Genomic DNA, 19,367 nt, shown 5'->3' with positions numbered 1-19,367 from the left:
GGCACTGCTCTCCGTATCAGGCAGCCGCGATCGCCTGCGCCTGTTCAAGCGCGGCGACGACATCGGCTCCCGCAAAAACGAACGCGGCCACACCGGCCTGGTTCAACGCATGTTCCATTTCACCGGGCTTGCCGGCGAGCCAAACCGTCGCGCCCTGGGCGCGCAGCGCCTCCGAGGCGGCAACCGCTTCTGCCGCATAGCCGGCGTCCGAGCCGCAGAGGCAGGCGAGGCGCGCGCCCGAGGCCCGATAGGCCGCAACCAGTGCCGGAATGTCGGTCCCGCCATTGCCGGGGAAGCCGTCATGGCCCGGAGCCGAGAGGCCTCCGGCCTCGAACAGGTTCCGCGCGAAGCCGGCGCGCCCCGTGAAATCGGCGACAGGCCCCAGCGTCGCGAGGAAGACGCTCGGGCGCTTGCCGCGCTCCTGCGTCAGCACATCCGCCTTGTCGCGCAGGGCCTCGAACGCCTCGGCCAGCCGCATTGAGGGCAGCGCTTCGACCTTCAGCCCATCCTGTTCAGGAGCCGTCGAGGCATCCGCGCGCGTCGCACCCGTTGCAAGCTGGCTGATCAACACCGCTTGCTCCTGACCGGCTGCCCTGGTCGTGGATGGCGAGGAGCGTGTCCGCTCGACCGGCGCGATGTCGAGCACCTTGACCGGAGCCTCTGCGAGATTCGGGAACTCGCTGGTTCCCGTGATCGGCTCCCGGCGGGTCGCGATGGCCTTGGCGCGAATATCGCGCTGTCGGGCAAGGCCCTGCTGGACATGTCCGTTGGTGAGTGCCGCGACGATGCCGGGCCGGCCGTCACTGGCTTCGCGCTCCAGATCCTGCATTTTGGTCCAGGCCTGCTCGCATAGCGCCTGGGTCAGAGCCTCGAAACCGCCAGCCCCTGCGGCGGGGTCGGCGACGCGCCAGAGATTGGCTTCCTCCAGCAGGACGAGCTGGGTGTTGCGGGCGACGCGGCGGGCAAAGGCGTCGGGCAGGCCGAGCGCGGCGGTGAATGGCAGGACGGTGAGAGAGTCCGCCCCGCCTATGCCGGCCGAGAAGGTTGCGACCGTCGCACGCAGCAGATTGACCCAGGGGTCGCGCCGGGTCAGCGAGCGCCATGCCGTCTCGGCGTTCAGCACCATGGGCTTGGGATCAAGCCCGCACGCCTGCTGCACGCGCTGCCAGAGCAGCCGAGCGGCCCGGAGCTTGGCGATGGTCATGAACTCGTCGGTATCGGCGAGGAGGACGAAGGATATGGCGTCGCGGGCCTGATCGAGCGACATGCCGTCGGCTTCCAGCGCACGCAGATAGGCGATCGCGGTCGCCATGACCGCGCCGAGTTCCTGCGCCTCGCTCGCGCCAGCCTCCTGATAGGGGCGTCCATCGGCCGTGAGGAAGGGGCCTGCGAATCCGCGCGCCTTCAGTGCGTCGATCGTCTCGACAAGGCGGCGACCGATTTCGGGCCAGGAGGCCGCGAACACGCCCTGGCTGGCCAGGATGCCGATCGGGTCGAGCCCGAAGTCGATTGTCGTCGTCGCGGGGTCTAGTCCACGACGCTCGACAAGCGCGGCAAGCAGGAGCGCATTGATGCGGCCGCCCGCCGCGGGGTCGATCCGCAAGTTGATCAGGTCGAGCATCACGCCGTCGAGCGCGGCATCCAGCGTGGCGACATCATCGGCGACAAGCCCATAGCCTCGGGCCGCGCGGGCGCCGGCAAAGCTGAGAACGAGCGCGTCAGCGCCGCCTTCGAGATCGGCGAGCGCCAGGTCGCGGGCCTCTGCGGGGGAGGGGTGGTCGACCCGCGTGCTGACATGCCAGCGCCCGGCCTGTGACCGCGCCGGCCGCGTCTGCGGGCTGACTGCCGCATAGAGCGGTTCGATGCGGATGCCGTCGGCGGTCCGCCCGACGAGGCGCTTCTTGAAGTCGGCACCCTTCAGAACCTTGTCGACGGCGGCGCGCCACTGCGCCTGATCGGGCAGCGGAAAGGCCTCCATGAAGGGCAGATCGGATGTCGAGGCCGAGTTCATGCGCGCCGGTCTCCCTGCTTGCGGCATGCTGCAATTGCGAATGCGTGATGCCACGTGCGCAGACGCACCGCCATCCCTACTTCGTCCAACGCCGCGTGCGCAAACCCCCGGCCGAAACGAAAAACGCCGCCCGTTGCCGGGCGGCGTTCCGACCTCAAGCCGGAATGGCGATCAGACGAACTGGCCGAGCCCGGGAATCGCTCCGACGATCGCGCCCATCGCGTCTTCGCCGGCCTTTTCGCGGCCGACCGCGAACATCTCCTTGGACACGCTCTGGATCTGGCCCATCGAGAGCCCGGCGCCCATCAGTTGCCCGCCGAGTGCCATGACGCCGCCGCTACCGCCCATCAGGCCGCCAACCATGCCCATCAGGCCGCCTTTGCCGCCATTGGCGGAATCAGCGAGCTCCTGTGCGCCGGGCAGGGCGGACATCAATTGTTCGATCTCTGCGGCGGGGCCTTCCTTCTGCAGGAAGGCGAGGATGATGCCGATCGCCTTGCGGGCGAGGCCTTCATCAAGACCGGAAGCCGCCACGATGCGGGAGATCAGTTCATCCATCGGTTTGTCCTCTTCAAGGGGTCGGCCTGTGCCGCTGGGCGATAGTTTACATATTTACGATCTGAATCAAACAGGGTTCAGGCTTCCGCCGGTCGGCCCGTTTCGCTACACCCATCGCCTGACGCTTCGACAACAGCATAGGCGAATCTCATGGCGGATGACGGCACGATTCTGATCGGCAAGAGCTGGAAGCCCGAATCGCTCCTGCTCAAGCTTGCCAATCGTCATGGCCTGATCACCGGCGCAACCGGCACCGGCAAGACGGTGACATTGCAGGTTCTGGCCGAAGGCTTTGCGCGTCACGGCGTTCCCGTCTTTGCAGCCGACATCAAGGGCGACCTGTCCGGCGTCGCCGCGCCGGGCGATTCGAAGCCGCCCTTCCTCAAGCGCGCCGAGGAGATCGGCGTGACCTACCAGCCCGACCAGTTCACCACCGTATTCTGGGACGTGTTCGGCGAGCAGGGCCATCCTGTCCGCGCCACCATCTCGGAAATGGGGCCGCTGCTGCTCTCGCGCCTGCTCGATCTCAACGACACGCAGGAGGGGGTGCTCAACATCGCCTTCCGCATTGCCGACGAGCAGAAGCTGCTGCTGCTCGACCTCAAGGACCTGCGCGCGATCCTCTCCTTCATCGCTGAGAACGCGCAGTCGCTGACGACGAAATACGGCAATGTCACGGCCCAGTCGGTCGGGACGATCCAGCGCTCCCTGCTGGTGCTGGAAAACCAGAAGGGCGATCTGTTCTTCGGCGAGCCGGCGCTCGACATCAACGACCTGATGCGGACCGACCGTGACGGGCGCGGCGTCATCAACATGCTCGCGGCCGACAAGCTGATGGCCAATCCACGGCTCTATGCCACCTTCCTGCTCTGGCTGCTCTCGGAGCTGTTCGAGCAACTGCCGGAGGTCGGCGATCTCGACAAGCCGAAGCTGGTGTTCTTCTTCGACGAGGCTCACCTGCTCTTCAACGGCGCGCCGAAGGCGCTGCTGACGGCTGTCGAGCAGGTCGTCAGGCTGATCCGCTCGAAGGGCGTCGGCGTCTACTTCGTCACGCAGAACCCGCTCGATATTCCCGACACGGTTCTGGCCCAGCTCGGCAACCGTGTGCAGCACGCGCTGCGCGCCTTCACGCCGCGCGATCAGAAGGCGGTCAAGGCGGCCGCCGAAACCTTCCGCCAGAACCCCAAATTCAAGACCGAGGAAGCGATCACCCAGCTTGCGGTCGGCGAGGCGCTGACCTCGACGCTGGAGGGCAAGGGCACGCCGACCATGGTCGAGCGCACTCTGATCGCGCCGCCCATGGCGCAGGTCGGCCCGGTCTCGGCGCAGGAGCGTGCCCAGTGCATGCGCGATTCCGGCTTTGCCGGGAAATACGACACGATGATCGACCGCGAGTCGGCCTATGAAGAACTGATGAAGCGCAAGGGCCTGAACGCCGATGGCTCGCCGGTCGAGGCCTCGACTGGCGGCGGCGGCATCATGGATACGATCGGTGGCTGGCTCGGGGATGCCGTCGGCAATGGCGAGCGGCCGAAGACCGGCCCGGGCAGCCGGGGCGGGAGGCTTCCGCCCAGCATGACGGAAAAGATCATTACGTCGGCAGCCCGTTCGGCCGCCTCGACGATGGGGCGCCAGATCGGCTCGGCCATCCTGCGCGGAGTGCTCGGATCGATGATGGGCGGGCGAAAATAGCCGGCGACGCGGGGCAGCCATGCCGGCCGGCCTGCTGGCGCCGGCCCCGTGGCTTGTCATGATGATGCAACCTAAAATCCGCTCATGCCTTGAGCCCATAGTGAGATCGAGCGACATGCCCAAGCTTCCTGCGATTCTCTCCCGCCTCGATGCCGAACTGGATGCCTCGCTGGCCCGGTTGGCGTCGTGGATCGCGATACCGTCGATCGCCACCGATCCGGCCTATGCCGCCGATAGCCGCCGCGCCGCGGAATGGCTGCGGGACGATCTCGAATCGCTCGGCTTCAAGGCCTCGCTGCGCGAAACGCCCGGCCAGCCGATCGTCGTCGGCCATCGGCCCAAGCCTGGTGCGCCGCATGTGCTGTTCTATGGCCATTACGACGTCCAGCCGGTCGACCCGTTGAACCTGTGGGAGAGCGACCCCTTCAAGCCCGTGGTCAAGGAGATCGCGCCCGGCCGCAAGGTCATCACGGGGCGCGGAGCCTGTGACGACAAGGGCCAGGTGATGACCTTCATCGAGGCCTTGCGGGCGACGCTGAAGGAAACCGGCGACCTGCCGGTCGGCATCACCATCCTGGTGGAGGGCGAGGAGGAGTCCGGCTCTCCCAATCTGCCGCCCTTCGTCTCGGCGAATGCCGAGGAGCTCAAGGCCGATGTGGCGCTGATCTGCGACACCGGCATGTGGGACCGGGAAACGCCGGCCATCACCGCCTCGCTACGCGGGCTGGTCTATCAGGAGGTGACGATCAACTGCGCCGACCGCGACCTGCATTCGGGCCTGTTCGGTGGCGCCGCCGCCAATCCGATCCATGTGCTCTCACGCATCGTCGCGGCGCTCCACGACGAGACCGGGCGGATCACCATTCCCGGCTTCTATGACGGGGTCGAGGAACCGACCGCCGAGCAGAAGGCGGATTGGCAGGCGCTCGGCCTGACCGAAGCGGAATTCCTCGGGGGGATCGGCCTGAAGCACTCGATCGGGGAGAAGGGCCGGATGCTGATCGAGCAGATCCAGTCGCGCCCGACCTGCGACGTCAACGGCATCTGGGGCGGCTATATCGGCGAAGGCACCAAGACGGTGATCGCGGCCAAGGCTTCGGCCAAGATCTCCTTCCGCCTCGTCGGCAAGCAGGATCCGCAGAAGATCGCGGCCGCCTTCCAGGCCTTTGTGCGGGCGCGACTGCCGGCGGATGTCACGGCTGAGTTCGTAGCGCATGGCGCCTCGCCGGCGATCGCCGTTCCCGTCGATTCGCCGGCCCTGCTCAAGGCGCAGGCCGCGCTGACCGAGGAATGGGGCCGCAAGGCGGTGACCATCGGCTCGGGTGGCTCGATCCCGGTCGCCGGGGACTTCAAGCGCACGCTCGGCATGGACACTCTGCTCGTCGGCTTCGGTCTCGATGATGACCGCGTTCACTCGCCGAACGAGAAATACGACCTCTCTTCCTTCCACAAGGGCCAGCGTTCCTGGGCCCGCATCCTGCAGGCGCTGGGCGCATGAAATCGGTTTGTATCTTTTGCGGCTCCAACCCGGGCAATGACGAGGTCTACGCCGCCGGCGCCCGGGCCATGGGCGCCGAGATCGCCAGGCGCGGGCTGACGCTCGTCTATGGCGGCGGTGCTGTCGGTCTCATGGGCACCGTTGCCAATGCGGCGCTCGCGGCCGGAGGCGAGGTCCACGGCATCATCCCGCGCGCGCTCCGCGAAAAGGAGATCGGCCATAACGGGCTGACCCGGCTCGAAGTGGTCGACACCATGCACACGCGCAAGGCGAGGATGGCCGAACTCTCGGATGGCTTCATCGCGATGCCGGGCGGCATTGGCACCTTCGAGGAGATTTTCGAGATCTGGACCTGGGGCCAGCTCGGCATTCACACCAAACCACTCGGCTTCCTGAATATCGGCGGCTTCTACGATCCGCTCGCGACTTTCCTGGACAACACGGTTGAGGCCGGCTTCCTGAAGCAGAACCACCGCGCCATGGCCATGACGGATACCGAGCCGGCGACCCTGCTCGAAAGGATGGATCAATATGTTCCGTCCGCGACGTTCAAATGGGTGGAGAAGGAGGAGACCTGAGTCTCCTTCAACCGCCGCGCTTCCCCGTGGTCTGCCCTCTGCAGCCCGGCTCGGGCGTTCCCGGCCGGGTTGTGAACCTCACGCGTCGCGCGGCCCTGCCGACGCGAGCGGACGGAGTTCCCCCGCCTGAGCCGCCGGGTTCGGCTCAGCGGCTGAACCACCAGCTATAGCTGGCGCGCGGCGCGACCGGGGCCTCCTGGCGCCCGCCTTCGCCAAGCGCCAGAAGCCGGCCGCTGGCCTCGGTGATCCAGGAGCGGTGCTCGCTGATCGGCGTAATGGCGGTGAAACCGCCGCAAATCCGTCTGACGCGCGAATTCAGCGGGCCGCTCGACCAGCTGACGATGCCGACCAGATCCCGCGAGGCCGCCGAGCCGCGCAGGACGGGGCCGCCGGAATCGCCACGGCAGGCACCCGCGCCAGGCGTCTCGCCCAGTGCCTGCGTGTCGACCGCGACCTTCACCGTGTTCGACGTCGTGTAGTTTCCGGCATTGACGAGCGGCGTCTCCCGCAGCCGCCGCGCGGTGCGCTTGTTGTTCTCGGACGAGAGGCCATAGCCTGCCATCGTCACGGTCTCGCCCTGCCAGAGACCGCTGCCCAGCGAGAGTGGTTCGATATCGGCGGGAAGGGGAGAGGCGAGCCTGAGAACGGCGAGATCGGTCCCGGGCTGGGTGCGCGGCGTGGTGCCGGGAACGAAGCTCGGATGCGGCAGGACCCCGATCACCGGGTGGCTGCGCTCGCGAAAGCGCGTATCCAGGCTCACCACACGGACGGCCCCACCGCCCATCAGGCAGTGCGCCGCGGTCAGGACGAGTTCAGGCGCGATCGCCGCGCCGGAACAGAGCTCGCCGCGGCTGGTCTCGACCCTGACCGTCCACGCGCGCGGGCCATCGAGCCCTCGCGAAGGAGCGCCACCGACGACGGCCGCTGCCGGGGAGGCTGCCGCGCAAAGTGCTGCGGCAAGGGCAAGGATCGGAGCACGAGACATCATGAAGCAACCGCCGGGTTCACATTGCCACTCTATGGCCTGTTTCGAGCCAGTCCAGTGTTTCGATCAGCGACCGGTTGTCCAGGATGCGCTCTCGCCCCATTGCGACAAGGTGCGGTCGATCCAGTTTCGCTGCGGCGCGACGAGAACGCCCTGGCTGAGCAGGCCGCAATTCCTGCCCTTCGGACCAGTGGACCAGCTTGTCACCGCGATGACGCCGTCACTGCCCTGCCAGATCGGGCCACCGGAATCGCCCTGGCAGGCGCCGGCGCCGGGACGACTGCCCGCACCAGCAGGATCTGCCGCCCAGAGCAGGATTTTGCCTGGTCCATAGGGCTCGACCGTCGCCAGAGTGGCGGATCGATAGGTGCCGGTGGTGCGGGCCTCTCCCTCCCGGGAGACCCCATAGCCCGCAAGCGTTATCTCCGAACCGGCGGGTGGGAGGCCGCCATCGATCAAGGCGGCGGGCGAGAAGCGCGACGGGAGCGGCGCGGAGAGGCGCACCAGGGCGAGATCAATCGAGCGGCGCCGCGCCGTGATCGCCTTCGCATCGAAGCCGGGATGGAACGAGACCGTGGCAGGGGCGATCAGCACCGGTTCGCCGCTGCCGTCCTTCCAGTGGATGCGCAGCTCGACGCCGCCATCGGCGCAATGGGCCGCGGTCAGGATCGTTCGCGGTGACAGGACGATCCCGGAGCAGACGCCGCCGCGCGCATTGAGAACCATCAGCGTCGACGCGGCAGACGGTCCGCCGTCGCGTCCGCCGAGCACGGCCAGGGCAGGCGTTGCCGCCAGAATCGCCGCGAGCGCGAGCCCGCCAGGGCCAATCGAACCTCTGACGCTCATCTGATCTCCTCTCCTCGTGTGCTGGGAGCGATAGCGCGTCGAACCGCATAATTGAACCTGGAATCGGAGCCGGCGGCTGACGCTGGAGGGTCTTGTTCGTCAGGCCAGCCAGCGGCGCGCGCGGCCGGCGAGGTGCGGAAATGCCGGACTCCGCGAGACGGGCGTCTGCAAACCGAGATTGAGATCGCCGATGCTCAGATCCGCAAGGTTGTGGGCAAGGGGCAGGAATGGCGTGGACGGCTGGCGGTGCACTGGCATATCCTGACGATACGCGAGCCGCCCATTCATGGCGTGTTCAGTTGCTCGGGATTAGCGAATGTCGATGATGCCCGTCGAAACGATCTTCGCCCTGACACTGCTTGCCCAGCCCCTCCCGATTGTCACGATCGACAGCCAGGAGCCCATCTCCTGCCTGTCGGCGGACGAGATGCGCGAGGCGGTGTCGGATGGGCGGGTGATCCAGCCGGCCCAGGCCTCCAGGCATGCGCGCAACGCCGCGCCGGGCGAGGTCGTCCGTATCAGGCTGTGTCGCCAGGGCGATGATTTCGTCTATGTTGTAACGACGTTGAAGCGCGACGGTCGCGTGGCCCGGGTGACGCTCGAGGGCCAGTCCGGCAAGGTCTCAACCATTCGCTGAGCGGCAGCCTTCAGGCGAAGGCATCCGGCCCCGGGACATCAAGACAGGAGTGAGCCGACGTGAGACTGCTCGTCGTCGAGGACGACAAGGACCTCAATCGCCAGATCGTGACCGCGCTGGAGAATGCCGGCTATGCCGTCGACAAGGCGTTCGACGGCGAGGAGGGCCTCTATCTCGGAGAGACCGAACCCTATGATGCAGTGATCCTCGATCTCGGCCTGCCGAAGGTCGATGGCGTGACTGTGCTCCAGGGTTGGCGCCGGGCCGAGAAGACCATGCCGGTACTGATTCTGACTGCACGGGATCGCTGGAGCGACAAGGTCTCGGGCTTCGATGCGGGCGCCGACGACTATGTCGTCAAGCCGTTCCATATCGAGGAACTGCTGGCCCGCGTCCGGGCGCTGCTGCGCCGCGCAGCCGGCCATGCCACCTCGGAGCTGACCTGCGGCCCGGTGCGGCTCGACACGCGCGCCAGCCGGGTCGTCGTCGACGGCAATCCGGTCAAGCTCACCTCGCACGAGTACCGGCTGCTGGCCTATCTGATGCATCATCAGGGGCGTGTCGTCTCGCGTACCGAGCTGGTCGAGCATCTCTACGATCAGGATTTCGACCGGGACTCCAACACCATCGAGGTTTTCGTCGGCCGTCTCCGCAAGAAGCTCGGCGTCGAGATCATCGAGACCGTCCGTGGGCTTGGCTACATCGCCGCTGCGCCTGCCAAGGTCTGACGACGGTCCATGCCGGGCAAATCGCATCGCTATTCGCTCGGCGCTCGCCTCTTCCTGTCGGCGGCAGTGTGCTGCGCGCTGGTGCTGGCGCTCGCCGGGTTCGGCCTGACGACATTCTACCGTCGCTCCGCTGAGCGTGGCTTCGACGAGCGACTCAGCGTCTACATCAAGGAACTGGTCGCGGATCTTGCCGCGCCGCCGGAAACCGAACGCCAGGCGATCGGCGATCTCGGCGAGCCGCGTTTCGATCTGCCGCTATCCGGCTGGTACTGGCAGATCGTCAGGCTCGATGGCGAAAAGCCCGTGGTGCGCACCTCGCGCTCTCTCGTCGGCGGGCAGTTGCCGAAGCTTCTCGACCAGCAGCTGACGCCGAATGCGCGCGGCTTGCGTGAGAGCTATGTCTCTGGGCCGGACGAGAGAGGCCTGCGCATCATCGAGCGCGAGATCGATGTCGGCGAGGATGGCCGCTTCATCGTCGGCGTCGCGGCCCCCGCCGACGAGATCGAAGGCGACATTCGTGATTTCCGCCTGGCGCTGACGCTGACCTTCCTGCTGCTCGGGCTCGCGCTCGTGGCTTCGACCCTGATCCAGGTTCGCTTCGGCCTGCGCCCCCTCGTCAGGCTTGGGACAGCGGTCGGCTCGGTGCGAACCGGCGAGGCCGCCCGGATCGCCGGAAAATACCCGCCTGATCTTGCGCCACTGGCTGGCGAACTCAATCAGCTCATCGACGCCAACCGCGAAATCCTGGAACGGGCCCGGACCCAGGTCGGAAATCTCGCCCACGCCCTGAAGACGCCGCTCAGCGTGATGCTGAACGAAGCCGAGGCAAGCGACCCGCATCTGCCGCAGACGGTGCGGAACCAGGCGGCGATCATGCGCGACCAGGTGCAGTATTATCTCGACCGCGCGCGGGCGGCTGCACTCTCCGGCGCGCTCGGCAGCGTCACCGAGGTTGCGCCCTCGCTCGACGCGCTGATCCGCACCTTCGCCAAGATCTCGCAGGGGCGCGGCATCACCGGCATGCACCACGTCCCGCCCCATGTCCGCTTTCGCGGCGAGCGGCAGGATCTGGAGGAAATGCTCGGCAATCTGCTCGACAACGCGTTCAAATGGGCGCGTTCGACGGTCGAGGTGAGCCTGGCCCCCGAAGCCGAAGAGGGGCGGATCGCGCTGCTGATCGACGATGATGGTCCCGGGCTGCCGTCCGAGGCCGTGCTCGACGTGCTCAAGCGCGGCCGTAGGCTCGACGAGACGACGCCGGGCTCCGGCCTCGGGCTCTCGATCGTGGTCGATCTCGCCAAGCTCTATGGCGGCGAGCTCACGCTCGAGCGCTCGCGCCTCGGTGGCCTGCGGGCGCGCCTGCTGCTTCCTTCGGTCTGACGGTGCCGACGTGACCCTTTGTCGCCATCGGCAGACATGATACGGCGTCAGCGATTGGCTATGAACGCGACATGCTGATCTGGATCATCTTTGCGGCAATGACGGCGGCGGCGGTTTTCGCCTTGCTCTGGCCCCTTGGGCGCGGAGACGCGAACGCGTTTGCCGAGGTCACCGACGCAAAGAGTCTCTATCGCTCCCAGCTTGCCGAGATCGACCGCGATTTTGGCCGCGGGCTGATCGGCGGCACCGAGGCGGACGCTGCGCGCGCCGAGGCCGGCCGCAGGTTGCTGCGTGCGGCGGACGGGGAGGCTGTCCCCACGGGAGACAGCGAGCCTGCGCTGCGTCGGCGGCGTGCAGCCTCGGCGATCGCACTGTCCTGCGTGCCGCTCTTTGCTCTTCTGCTCTATGGCGCCCAGGGCTCGCCCGAGCGACCGGATCAGCCGCTCTCGGCGCGGCTGAAATCGGACCCTTCTCAGGATTTTGCGCTCGCGGTCAGCCGCATCGAGGCCCATCTGGCGGCCAACCCCGGCGACGCGCGGGGCTGGTCCGTCGTGGCGCCGGTCTATTTGCGCCAGGGTCGTTACGACGAGGCGGCGCGGGCCTTCGCGGCGGCGCTGGAGCATGGCGGAGCCAATGCCGAATTGCTGGCCGGCCTTGGCGAGGCGCGTGCGCTTGCCGCAGGCGGCGTGGTGACGGCTGAAGCGCGCCAGCCCCTGACCGAAGCGGTCAAGCTCGATGGCGGCAATGCCCGGGCCCGCTACTTCCTGGCGATTGCCAAGGAGCAGGACGGTGACAGTGCCGGCGCGATTGCGGATCTGCGCGCTCTGCTCGCCGATGCTCCAGCTGATGCGACCTGGGTCGGGACGGTGCGCCTGCGCCTGGAGGGGCTGGAGGCCGCACCGTCCACCGGCGCCTCGATCGCGGCGTTGCCGCCGGGCGAGCAGCAGCTCGCGATCCGGGGCATGGTCGATGGTCTTGCCGAGCGCCTCAAGATGGGCGGCGGCACCTTCGCCGAATGGACGCGACTGATCCGTTCGCAGGTCGTGCTCGGCGACAAGCCTGCAGCACGAGAGGCGATCATCGCGGCCCGCCAGCGCTTCGCCGATGATGGTGCGGCGCTTGGCCAGCTTGATGCCCTGGCCGGAGAACTCGGATTGCGGGAGCCCGCGCCATGACCGCCACAGAACCGTCGCGAGTCTTGGCGCCGCGCCGCGGGATGAGCCGCAAGCAACGTCGCCTTGCCCTGATCGGAGCGGCAGGCGCAGTCCTGTGCCTTGCCGCCGGCCTCGTGCTCTTCGCCATGCGCGATTCGATCGTCTTCTTCTACGGACCGACGGAAATCGCCGAAAAGGGGCTGCAGCCCGGCACGCGCATGCGGCTCGGCGGCCTCGTCGAGACGGGGTCCGTGTCTCGCGGGCCTGGCCAGCGCGTGACTTTCGCCATTACCGACAGCAAGACCACTGTCCAGGTGAGCTATGATGGCCTCCTGCCGGATCTCTTCCGCGAAGGGCAGGGCGTCGTCACGGAAGGCGTGCTTGAGGCCGCAGGCCGGTTCCGAGCGGATTCGGTTCTCGCCAAGCATGACGAAACCTACATGCCGCGCGAAGTCGCGGACGCACTGAAGAAGCAAGGCCATTGGCAGCCCGGCGACGCCGGTGCGCAGAAGCCGCAGCGGTGAGGGCAGGATGATCGTCGAGATCGGACATTTCGCGCTCGCGCTGGCGCTGGGTGTCGCCGTCGTCCAGGCGCTCGTCCCACTCTGGGGCGTCTCGCGGCGGGATGCCGCCTTGGCTTCGGTCGGCCCGACGGCGGCGGTGACCTGCTTCCTGCTGGTCGCCTTCTCCTTCCTTGCGCTCGTCGTGTCCTATGTGCGCTCGGATTTTTCGGTCGAGAACGTCGTCGCCAATTCGCATTCGGCCCAGCCGTTGATCTACAAGGTGACGTCGACCTGGGGCAATCACGAAGGCTCCATGCTGCTCTGGGTGCTGATCCTGACGCTGTTCGGCGCGCTGGTCGCCGTGTCGCGCCGGTCTCTGCCGACGCGTCTCAGGGCCGGAACACTGGCGGCGCAGGGCTTCGTCACGGTCGCCTTCCTGGCTTTCGTGCTCCTGACCTCGAACCCGTTCCGGCGGCTCGATCCGGCGCCGGGCGAGGGCCAGGATCTCAACCCGATCCTTCAGGATCTCGGCCTCGCGATCCACCCGCCGCTGCTCTATGTCGGCTATGTCGGCTTCTCCATCACCTATGCCTTCGCCGTCGCCGCCTTGATCGACGGGCGCATCGATGCCGTCTGGGCGCGCGCTGTCAGGCCGTGGACGCTGCTGGCCTGGGTCTTCCTGACGCTCGGCATCGCGATGGGGTCCTACTGGGCCTATTACGAGCTTGGCTGGGGCGGCTGGTGGTTCTGGGACCCGGTCGAGAATGCCTCGCTGATGCCCTGGCTGGCCGGCACCGCGCTGATTCACTCCACCGTGGTGATGGAGAAGCGCGATGCGCTGAAGGTCTGGACGATCCTGCTCGCGATCCTGACCTTCTCGCTCTCGCTGCTCGGTACCTTCATCGTTCGCTCCGGCGTCCTGACCTCGGTGCATTCCTTCGCCAGCGATCCCGGGCGCGGCCTCTTCATCCTTGCGATCCTGGTCTTCTTCGTCGGCGGCTCGCTGGCGCTCTTCGCCTGGCGCGCGCCGCTGCTGCGGCAGGGCGGCCTCTTCGCCCCGATCTCGCGGGAGGGCGCGCTGGTCGTGAACAATCTCTTCATCGCGACCGCCTGCGCGACCGTCTTCATCGGTACGCTCTATCCGCTGGTGCTGGAGATGCTGACGGGCGACAAGATTTCCGTCGGCCCCCCGTTCTTCAACGCCACCTTCGTACCCGTGGTCGTGCCTCTGCTGCTGCTGCTGCCGATCGGCCAGACGCTGGCCTGGAAGCGCGGTGACCTGCTCGGTGCGGCGCAGCGCATGTCGGCTGCTCTCGTGCTCGCAATCGTCTCCGGGCTTGCGGTCGTCGCGGTCATGCGTGGCGGCCCCGTCCTTGCGCCGCTTGGTATCGGGCTTGGCGTCTTCCTCATCGCAGGTGCGGCCTGGGATATCGGCGAGCGCGTGGTGCGGCGGGCGAGCGGCGCCTCGGCGATGCTGTCGCGCGCAATCGGCCTGCCGCGTTCGGCCTGGGGTACGGCCTTCGCCCATGCCGGCGTCGGCCTCAGCGTGATCGGTATCGCGGCTGCCGCATGGAGCGCGGAGGGGATCGGCGTGCTGAAGCCGGGCGAGAGCCTGACCAGCGGCCGCTATACCGTGGTCCTGGAGACGGTCACGCCGCGCAAGGGCCCCAACTTTACCGAGGATGTGGCGCGCTTCCGCGTTTCTGCCGGCGACAGACAGCTGAAACCCGTCGAGGCGATGAAGCGGGTCTATACCGCCCGCGCCATGCCGACGACGGAGGCCGGCATTCGGACCGACGGCCTCAGCCAGGTCTATGTCAGCCTTGGCGAGCCGCAGGGCGGCGGAATCGCGGTCAGGGTCTATGACAAGCCGCTCATCCTGCTGATCTGGATCGGTGCCGTCGTCATGGCTTTCGGCGGAGCGCTGTCGCTGACCGACCGGCGCTTCCGTCTCGCCGTGCCGCGGCGTGCCGCGACGCGCGCCGTCATCCAGCCGGCGGAGTGAACGCATGCGTCGCGTCCTTGCCTTGCTGATGCTCGGCCTGCTCTGCGCCAGCCCGGTCAGGGCGGTGCAGCCGGACGAGGTCCTGCCGAACGCCATGCTCGAGCAGCGGGCGCGCCAGATTTCCGGCGGCCTGCGCTGCCTCGTCTGCCAGAACCAGTCGATCGACGATTCCGACGCGCCACTTGCCCGCGACCTGCGCATCCTCGTGCGCGAGCGGCTGGTGGCCGGAGATACGGATGAGGCCGTGCGCGATTTCGTCGTCGCACGTTACGGCAATTTCGTCCTGCTCAGTCCTCCCCTCAATATCCGCACCATTGCGCTGTGGGTCGCGCCGTTCCTGATCCTTGCCTTCGGCCTTGCCTATCTCGGCCGGAGAAGCCGGCTGATGCGGACGTCGGCCGGGCAGCAGACGAAACCCCTGAGCGACGACGAACAGGCACGGGTTGACGCGCTGATCAGGCGGGACGGCAACTAAGGCATCGGCCCGAAGGGCGGATTACACTCTTCGGGAAATCCGCCGCAAACACCGACGCTCAGGTCAGATGGAGATGCCGCACTGACTCTGCATCTCGCCCGTTATGGCAGGGCCCAGGTTGGCGCTCCAATCCACAAAGCCGGTACGGATCGGCGATGGCCTGAACGTCGCGTGCTCGGCGAAGACCCGGGCAAAGCAGGCCACCTTGTCTCCTGAATATCCGCGCTGAGCCGCGATCTTCGTGCCCGCAAGGTAGGCTCCGCCCTGGGTTTGGGGCCCCGCATAGGTGTTGCGGCCTGCGATGCGGGCGGGCTTGCGGGCCGCGAGATCGGCCAGCCGGTCGACGCCGCAGCGGCGGCGGAGCTCGGCATTGTAGGCCGGTGTCGAGGGAGCAAACCAACCTCGGTTTCCGCTGGCTTTCTCGACCACGACGGCATGCCGTGCAAACACCTGCGCGTAGCATTCCGCGTTCGCGTAGCCGCGCTTCTGGGCGAGCCGCAAACCGGTTTGGTAGGTCGTGATGGTTTGCGAGGAGGCGGCACTGCTGCCCAGTGCGAGGGCGGCAATCGCCGCGAATGTGAGAACGCGCATCGTCAAGGCCAGTCCGGCAAAGTCATCGTCCCCCCATGAGACAGGAGCGCCGTCTCAATCGTCAAGCGCACTGGGGGGCGCCGTCCGCTCAACCTTACAAAAACGTCATCTCGGCGCGAAAACGGGGTAAGGCGCCACCCGTCATGGTCACGACACCAAGCAGGGAATGCCCCTGCCGTCAGTCGCAGAGGTAAAACCATGACGACCCCTACCACTTCCAAGTCCATCCTCAAGCGCGGCGCCTTGATCGCCGGTGCGGCCACGCTGGGCATCGGTCTTGCCGCTGGTCTCGCGGATGGCGCTCTCATGCAGAATCACAGCGCCTTTGCCCAGCCGATCCAGCTCTCCGGCGTCCAGACCCAGCTCCCGTCCTTTGCGGACATGGTCGATCACGTGAAGCCGGCTGTCGTTTCCGTTCGCGTCAAGACCAGCGTCGCTGCCGCCTCCGCCGAGGATGGCGAGAGCGGCATCGAAGGTCTGCCGCCCGGCCACCCGCTCGAGCGCTTCCTCCGCCGTTTCGGTGAAGAGGGTCAGGGCCAGGGCCAGGGCCCGCGTCAGGGCAAGCCGCAGCCGCGTCAGGGCATGTCGCAGGGTTCGGGCTTCTTCGTCAGCCAGGACGGCTATGTCGTGACCAATAACCACGTCGTTCAGAACGCGACCGAGGTCCAGCTCGTCACCGATTCCGGCAAGACGCTTGCGGCCAAGGTCATCGGCACCGATCCGCGGACCGATATCGCCTTGCTGAAGGTCACCGAGGAGGGCAACTACCCCTTCGTCCAGCTCGCCAAGACGAAGCCGCGCATCGGCGACTGGGTGCTGGCTGTCGGCAACCCCTTCGGCCTCGGCGGCACCGTGACCGCGGGCATCGTCTCGGCCCAGGGGCGCGACATCGGCTCTGGTCCCTATGACGACTTCCTGCAGATCGATGCGGCCGTGAACCGCGGCAACTCGGGTGGCCCGACCTTCAACCAGAAGGGTGAGGTCGTCGGCGTGAACACCGCGATCTACTCGCCGTCGGGCGGCAATGTCGGCATCGCCTTTGCCGTTCCCGCTGCCACGGTCGACAGCGTCGTCGCCTCGCTGAAGAAGGATGGCTCCGTGGCCCGTGGCTTCATCGGCGTCCAGATCCAGCCGGTCACCGCCGAAGTCGCCGATGCGATCGGCCTCAAGGAGCCCCATGGCGCCCTGATCGCCGAGGCGCAGGCCAATGGTCCCGCCGCCAAGGCAGGCATCAAGCGTGGTGACACGATCATCGCCGTCAATGGCGACAAGGTCGCCGACGCCCGCGATCTCTCCAAGAAGATCGCGGTCTTCGCACCGGGCACCAAGACGACCCTGACCGTGTGGCGCGACGGCAAGGAGCGCGAGGTCAGCTTCGAGGTCGGCCGTCAGCCGGCCGCCTAAACAAGGTTGGGCAGGCTTCCTGGCCTTCAGTCGCCCCTGCCAGGTAAACCAGCCTTAACGCGGCAGGCCGGATGTATTCATCCGGCCTGCCGTTTTTCAGTTTCCTGAGGTAACCTGCCGTCATGCGACTCCTTATCGTTGAAGACGACGCCGAAGCGGCGGCCTATCTCGTCAAGGCCTTTCGCGAGGCTGGGCATGTTGCCGATCATGCCGCCGACGGCCTGCAGGGCTATGCGATGGCGGAGGGGGGCGGCTATGACGTTCTGGTGGTCGATCGCATGCTGCCGCGCCTCGATGGCCTGTCGCTGATCCGTTCGCTCAGGGAGCAGAACGATGCGACGCCGGCGCTGATCCTGTCGGCGCTCGCGCAGGTCGATGACCGCGTCAAGGGCTTGCGTGCCGGCGGCGACGACTATCTGCCGAAACCTTATGCCTTCTCCGAGCTGCTGGCGCGCGTCGAGGTGCTGTCGCGGCGGCGTGCGGCGCCGGCCTCGGAGCCGACGACCTATCGCGTCGGCGATCTCGTGCTCGACCGGCTGGCCCACCGGGTCACGCGCGGCGACAGCGAGATACCGCTGCAGCCACGCGAATTCCGCCTGCTCGAGTATTTGATGAAGCATGCCGGGCAGGTCGTGACGCGCACGATGCTGCTCGAAAATGTCTGGGACTATCATTTCGATCCGCAGACCAACGTCATCGACGTGCATGTCTCGCGGTTGCGTTCGAAGGTCGACAAGGGCTTCGAGCATCCGATGATCCACACCATTCGCGGCGCGGGATACATGGTTCGTGACACGACCCGCTGACATCGTCTCGCCGGGCTCCGGTGCGTCTCAGGCTCCGAAGAGGAAGCAGCGCTTCCTGCCGAACCTGTTCCGCACCACCGCCTTCAAGTTGACCGCGATTTATCTCGTCATCTTCGCGCTCTTCGCCGGGTTTGTGCTCGGCTATGTCGCCTGGAATGCCAAGCGGCTGCTGGATGACCAGATCCGATCGACGATCGACGCCGAGATCCAGGGGCTCGCCGAGCAGCAGCGCCTGGGTGGCATCAGGCGCCTCGTCAATATCATCGAGCGGCGTTCGCGCGCGCCGGGCGCTTCGCTTTATCTCGTGACGACGCCGGTCGGCGAGCGTCTGGCCGGAAATGTCGAGGCACTGCAGCCGGGCGCTCTCGACCTGCCGGGTGAGAGCGAGATCGAATATTCCCGCAGCAGCGACGCGCTCGACTCGCCGAGCCGCGCCATCGTCCGGGTCTTCGTGCTTCCGGCCGGCTTCAGGCTGCTCGTCGGCCGGGACCTCGAGGAACGGGATCGGCTGGGCGTGGTGATCCGGCGGGCGGCCGGCTGGTCGCTTCTGCTCGTCTTCGTGCTGGGCTGCTTCGCGAGCTGGTTTGTGGCGCGGCGCGTGCTCAAGCGCATCGACGACATGACCGATACCGCGCAGACCATCATGGCGGGGGATCTCAAGGGGCGGCTCGCGATCTCCGGTACCGGCGACGAGCTGGATCGGCTGGCGCTCAATCTCAATGCCATGCTCGACCGGATCGGCGAGTTGATGTCTGGCATGCAGGAGGTCTCCGACAATATCGCGCATGATCTCAAGACGCCCCTGACACGTCTGCGCAACCGGGCGGAGGAGGCGCTCCGGACCGCCCAGTCGCCGGACGAACTCCGCGGCGCACTGGATGCGTCCATCGATGAKGCCGACAATCTGATTCGCGTCTTCAATGCGCTGCTGATGATCGCGCGGCTGGAAACGGGGCGGATCAATGACAGCATGGCCGAATTGGATCTCTCGGAGGTTGTTTCGGGGCTCGCCGAGCTCTACGAACCCTTGGCGGAAGAGGCGGGTCTTGAGATCGTCACCGAGGTTACGCCTGACCTGCGCGTATTGGGCAATCGCGAGCTGATCGGACAGGCGCTCGCCAACCTGATCGACAATGCCCTGAAATATGGCAAGCCGACCGGGGAGGCCGCCCCCATCGTGCGCGTTGCCGCCGGGGTGGTCGGGCAACAGATCGAGCTCTCCGTGACCGATAATGGGCCAGGTATTCCCGAGGCCGACCGCGGTCGCGTTCTCGAGCGCTTCGTCAGGCTGGATCAGAGCCGCAGCAAGCCCGGCTTCGGGCTCGGCCTCTCGCTCGCGGCCGGCGTCGTCCGGCTCCATGGCGGCCAGATCAGGCTCGAGGACAATGCGCCGGGCCTGCGCGTTGTCATGCTGTTGCCGGAAGCTCCGCCCAAGCCTGTGGAAACAGCCGGGGAAGGAGCGCTTCCCGCCTCGACAGCGCAGGCGAACCCTGCTGGCCTCCAGTCGGCTTGATCG

General features: G+C 67.0%; 19 protein-coding genes. 13 read left to right on the top strand and 6 right to left on the bottom strand.

The genetic code is table 11. The features are described 5' to 3' along the window. Window positions 1-16 precede the first annotated feature (16 nt). The gene (locus tag AC1DGP_RS09195) at window positions 17-2,011 is read right to left on the bottom strand and encodes a methylmalonyl-CoA mutase family protein (RefSeq protein ID WP_441506618.1); all 1,995 of its coding nucleotides are present in this window, start codon (window positions 2,009-2,011) and stop codon (window positions 17-19) included. Window positions 2,012-2,182: 171 nt separating this feature from the next. Next, on the bottom strand, window positions 2,183-2,569 hold the full coding sequence (locus AC1DGP_RS09190; protein ID WP_441489138.1) for a DUF2267 domain-containing protein: 387 nt from the start codon (window positions 2,567-2,569) through the stop codon (window positions 2,183-2,185). A gap of 150 nt (window positions 2,570-2,719) precedes the next feature. Between AC1DGP_RS09190 and AC1DGP_RS09185 the strand changes: the two genes are divergently transcribed. The 3 genes from AC1DGP_RS09185 to AC1DGP_RS09175 all read left to right on the top strand — a co-directional run bounded on the left by AC1DGP_RS09185 (window position 2,720) and on the right by AC1DGP_RS09175 (window position 6,337). Beyond that, window positions 2,720-4,261 carry a helicase HerA-like domain-containing protein gene (locus tag AC1DGP_RS09185; RefSeq protein ID WP_441489139.1) on the top strand — a complete coding sequence of 514 codons (1,542 nt, stop codon included), beginning with the start codon at window positions 2,720-2,722 and terminating at the stop codon, window positions 4,259-4,261. A 115-nt stretch (window positions 4,262-4,376) separates the two neighbouring features. Then, window positions 4,377-5,759: a dipeptidase gene (locus AC1DGP_RS09180; RefSeq protein WP_441489140.1), complete on the top strand. Its 1,383-nt coding sequence runs from the start codon at window positions 4,377-4,379 to the stop codon at window positions 5,757-5,759. Further along, window positions 5,756-6,337 (top strand): LOG family protein, encoded by a 582-nt coding sequence (locus tag AC1DGP_RS09175; RefSeq protein ID WP_069877270.1) that lies wholly within the window; start codon window positions 5,756-5,758, stop codon window positions 6,335-6,337. The genes AC1DGP_RS09180 and AC1DGP_RS09175 overlap by 4 nt, the downstream gene beginning before the upstream one ends. Window positions 6,338-6,482: 145 nt before the next feature. On the opposite strand, the gene AC1DGP_RS09170 is transcribed toward AC1DGP_RS09175, so the two are convergent. The 3 genes from AC1DGP_RS09170 to AC1DGP_RS09160 all read right to left on the bottom strand — a co-directional run bounded on the left by AC1DGP_RS09170 (window position 6,483) and on the right by AC1DGP_RS09160 (window position 8,456). Further along, the gene (locus AC1DGP_RS09170) at window positions 6,483-7,325 is read right to left on the bottom strand and encodes a S1 family peptidase (RefSeq protein ID WP_441489141.1); all 843 of its coding nucleotides are present in this window, start codon (window positions 7,323-7,325) and stop codon (window positions 6,483-6,485) included. Between the two features lie 63 nt (window positions 7,326-7,388). After that, on the bottom strand, window positions 7,389-8,168 hold the full coding sequence (locus AC1DGP_RS09165; protein ID WP_441506616.1) for a S1 family peptidase: 780 nt from the start codon (window positions 8,166-8,168) through the stop codon (window positions 7,389-7,391). 99 nt (window positions 8,169-8,267) lie between these two features. Further along, window positions 8,268-8,456: a hypothetical protein gene (locus AC1DGP_RS09160; protein ID WP_441506615.1), complete on the bottom strand. Its 189-nt coding sequence runs from the start codon at window positions 8,454-8,456 to the stop codon at window positions 8,268-8,270. 28 nt (window positions 8,457-8,484) lie between these two features. Between AC1DGP_RS09160 and AC1DGP_RS09155 the strand changes: the two genes are divergently transcribed. The 7 genes from AC1DGP_RS09155 (at window position 8,485) to AC1DGP_RS09125 (ending at window position 15,050) form a co-directional block, all read left to right on the top strand. Next, entirely contained in the window at window positions 8,485-8,805 is a 321-nt protein-coding gene (locus AC1DGP_RS09155) for a PepSY domain-containing protein (protein WP_069877267.1), read from the top strand. Between the two features lie 59 nt (window positions 8,806-8,864). Further along, entirely contained in the window at window positions 8,865-9,533 is a 669-nt protein-coding gene (locus AC1DGP_RS09150) for a response regulator transcription factor (RefSeq protein WP_043241156.1), read from the top strand. 9 nt (window positions 9,534-9,542) lie between these two features. Beyond that, the gene (locus AC1DGP_RS09145) at window positions 9,543-10,913 is read left to right on the top strand and encodes an ATP-binding protein (protein WP_441506614.1); all 1,371 of its coding nucleotides are present in this window, start codon (window positions 9,543-9,545) and stop codon (window positions 10,911-10,913) included. 71 nt (window positions 10,914-10,984) lie between these two features. Then, window positions 10,985-12,088 carry a c-type cytochrome biogenesis protein CcmI gene (ccmI, locus tag AC1DGP_RS09140; RefSeq protein WP_441506613.1) on the top strand — a complete coding sequence of 368 codons (1,104 nt, stop codon included), beginning with the start codon at window positions 10,985-10,987 and terminating at the stop codon, window positions 12,086-12,088. Between the two features lie 41 nt (window positions 12,089-12,129). Beyond that, window positions 12,130-12,591 carry a cytochrome c maturation protein CcmE gene (gene ccmE / locus AC1DGP_RS09135; RefSeq protein WP_441489234.1) on the top strand — a complete coding sequence of 154 codons (462 nt, stop codon included), beginning with the start codon at window positions 12,130-12,132 and terminating at the stop codon, window positions 12,589-12,591. Between the two features lie 7 nt (window positions 12,592-12,598). After that, a complete protein-coding gene (locus tag AC1DGP_RS09130) occupies window positions 12,599-14,575 on the top strand; it encodes a heme lyase CcmF/NrfE family subunit (protein WP_441506612.1) in 1,977 nt (658 codons plus the stop codon). 4 nt (window positions 14,576-14,579) lie between these two features. Then, entirely contained in the window at window positions 14,580-15,050 is a 471-nt protein-coding gene (locus AC1DGP_RS09125; RefSeq protein ID WP_441506611.1) for a cytochrome c-type biogenesis protein, read from the top strand. Window positions 15,051-15,113: 63 nt separating this feature from the next. Here AC1DGP_RS09125 and AC1DGP_RS09120 read toward each other — a convergent pair whose 3' ends face one another. Continuing rightward, window positions 15,114-15,641, bottom strand: coding sequence for a hypothetical protein (locus tag AC1DGP_RS09120; RefSeq protein ID WP_476832023.1), 528 nt, complete (start codon window positions 15,639-15,641; stop codon window positions 15,114-15,116). 198 nt (window positions 15,642-15,839) lie between these two features. On the opposite strand from AC1DGP_RS09120, the gene AC1DGP_RS09115 reads away from it, so the two are divergent. The 3 genes from AC1DGP_RS09115 to AC1DGP_RS09105 all read left to right on the top strand — a co-directional run bounded on the left by AC1DGP_RS09115 (window position 15,840) and on the right by AC1DGP_RS09105 (window position 19,364). Then, entirely contained in the window at window positions 15,840-17,045 is a 1,206-nt protein-coding gene (locus AC1DGP_RS09115; protein WP_441489148.1) for a S1C family serine protease, read from the top strand. Between the two features lie 122 nt (window positions 17,046-17,167). Further along, entirely contained in the window at window positions 17,168-17,851 is a 684-nt protein-coding gene (locus tag AC1DGP_RS09110) for a response regulator transcription factor (RefSeq protein ID WP_043241143.1), read from the top strand. 55 nt (window positions 17,852-17,906) lie between these two features. Beyond that, a complete protein-coding gene (locus AC1DGP_RS09105) occupies window positions 17,907-19,364 on the top strand; it encodes a HAMP domain-containing sensor histidine kinase (RefSeq protein ID WP_476832056.1) in 1,458 nt (485 codons plus the stop codon). Window positions 19,365-19,367 lie beyond the last annotated feature (3 nt).

The sequence above is a fragment of the Allobosea sp. 05T433 genome, assembly GCF_056396065.1.
The sequence above is the reverse complement of the archived record's forward strand: the minus strand, read 5'-3'. Positions and strand labels throughout refer to the sequence as shown.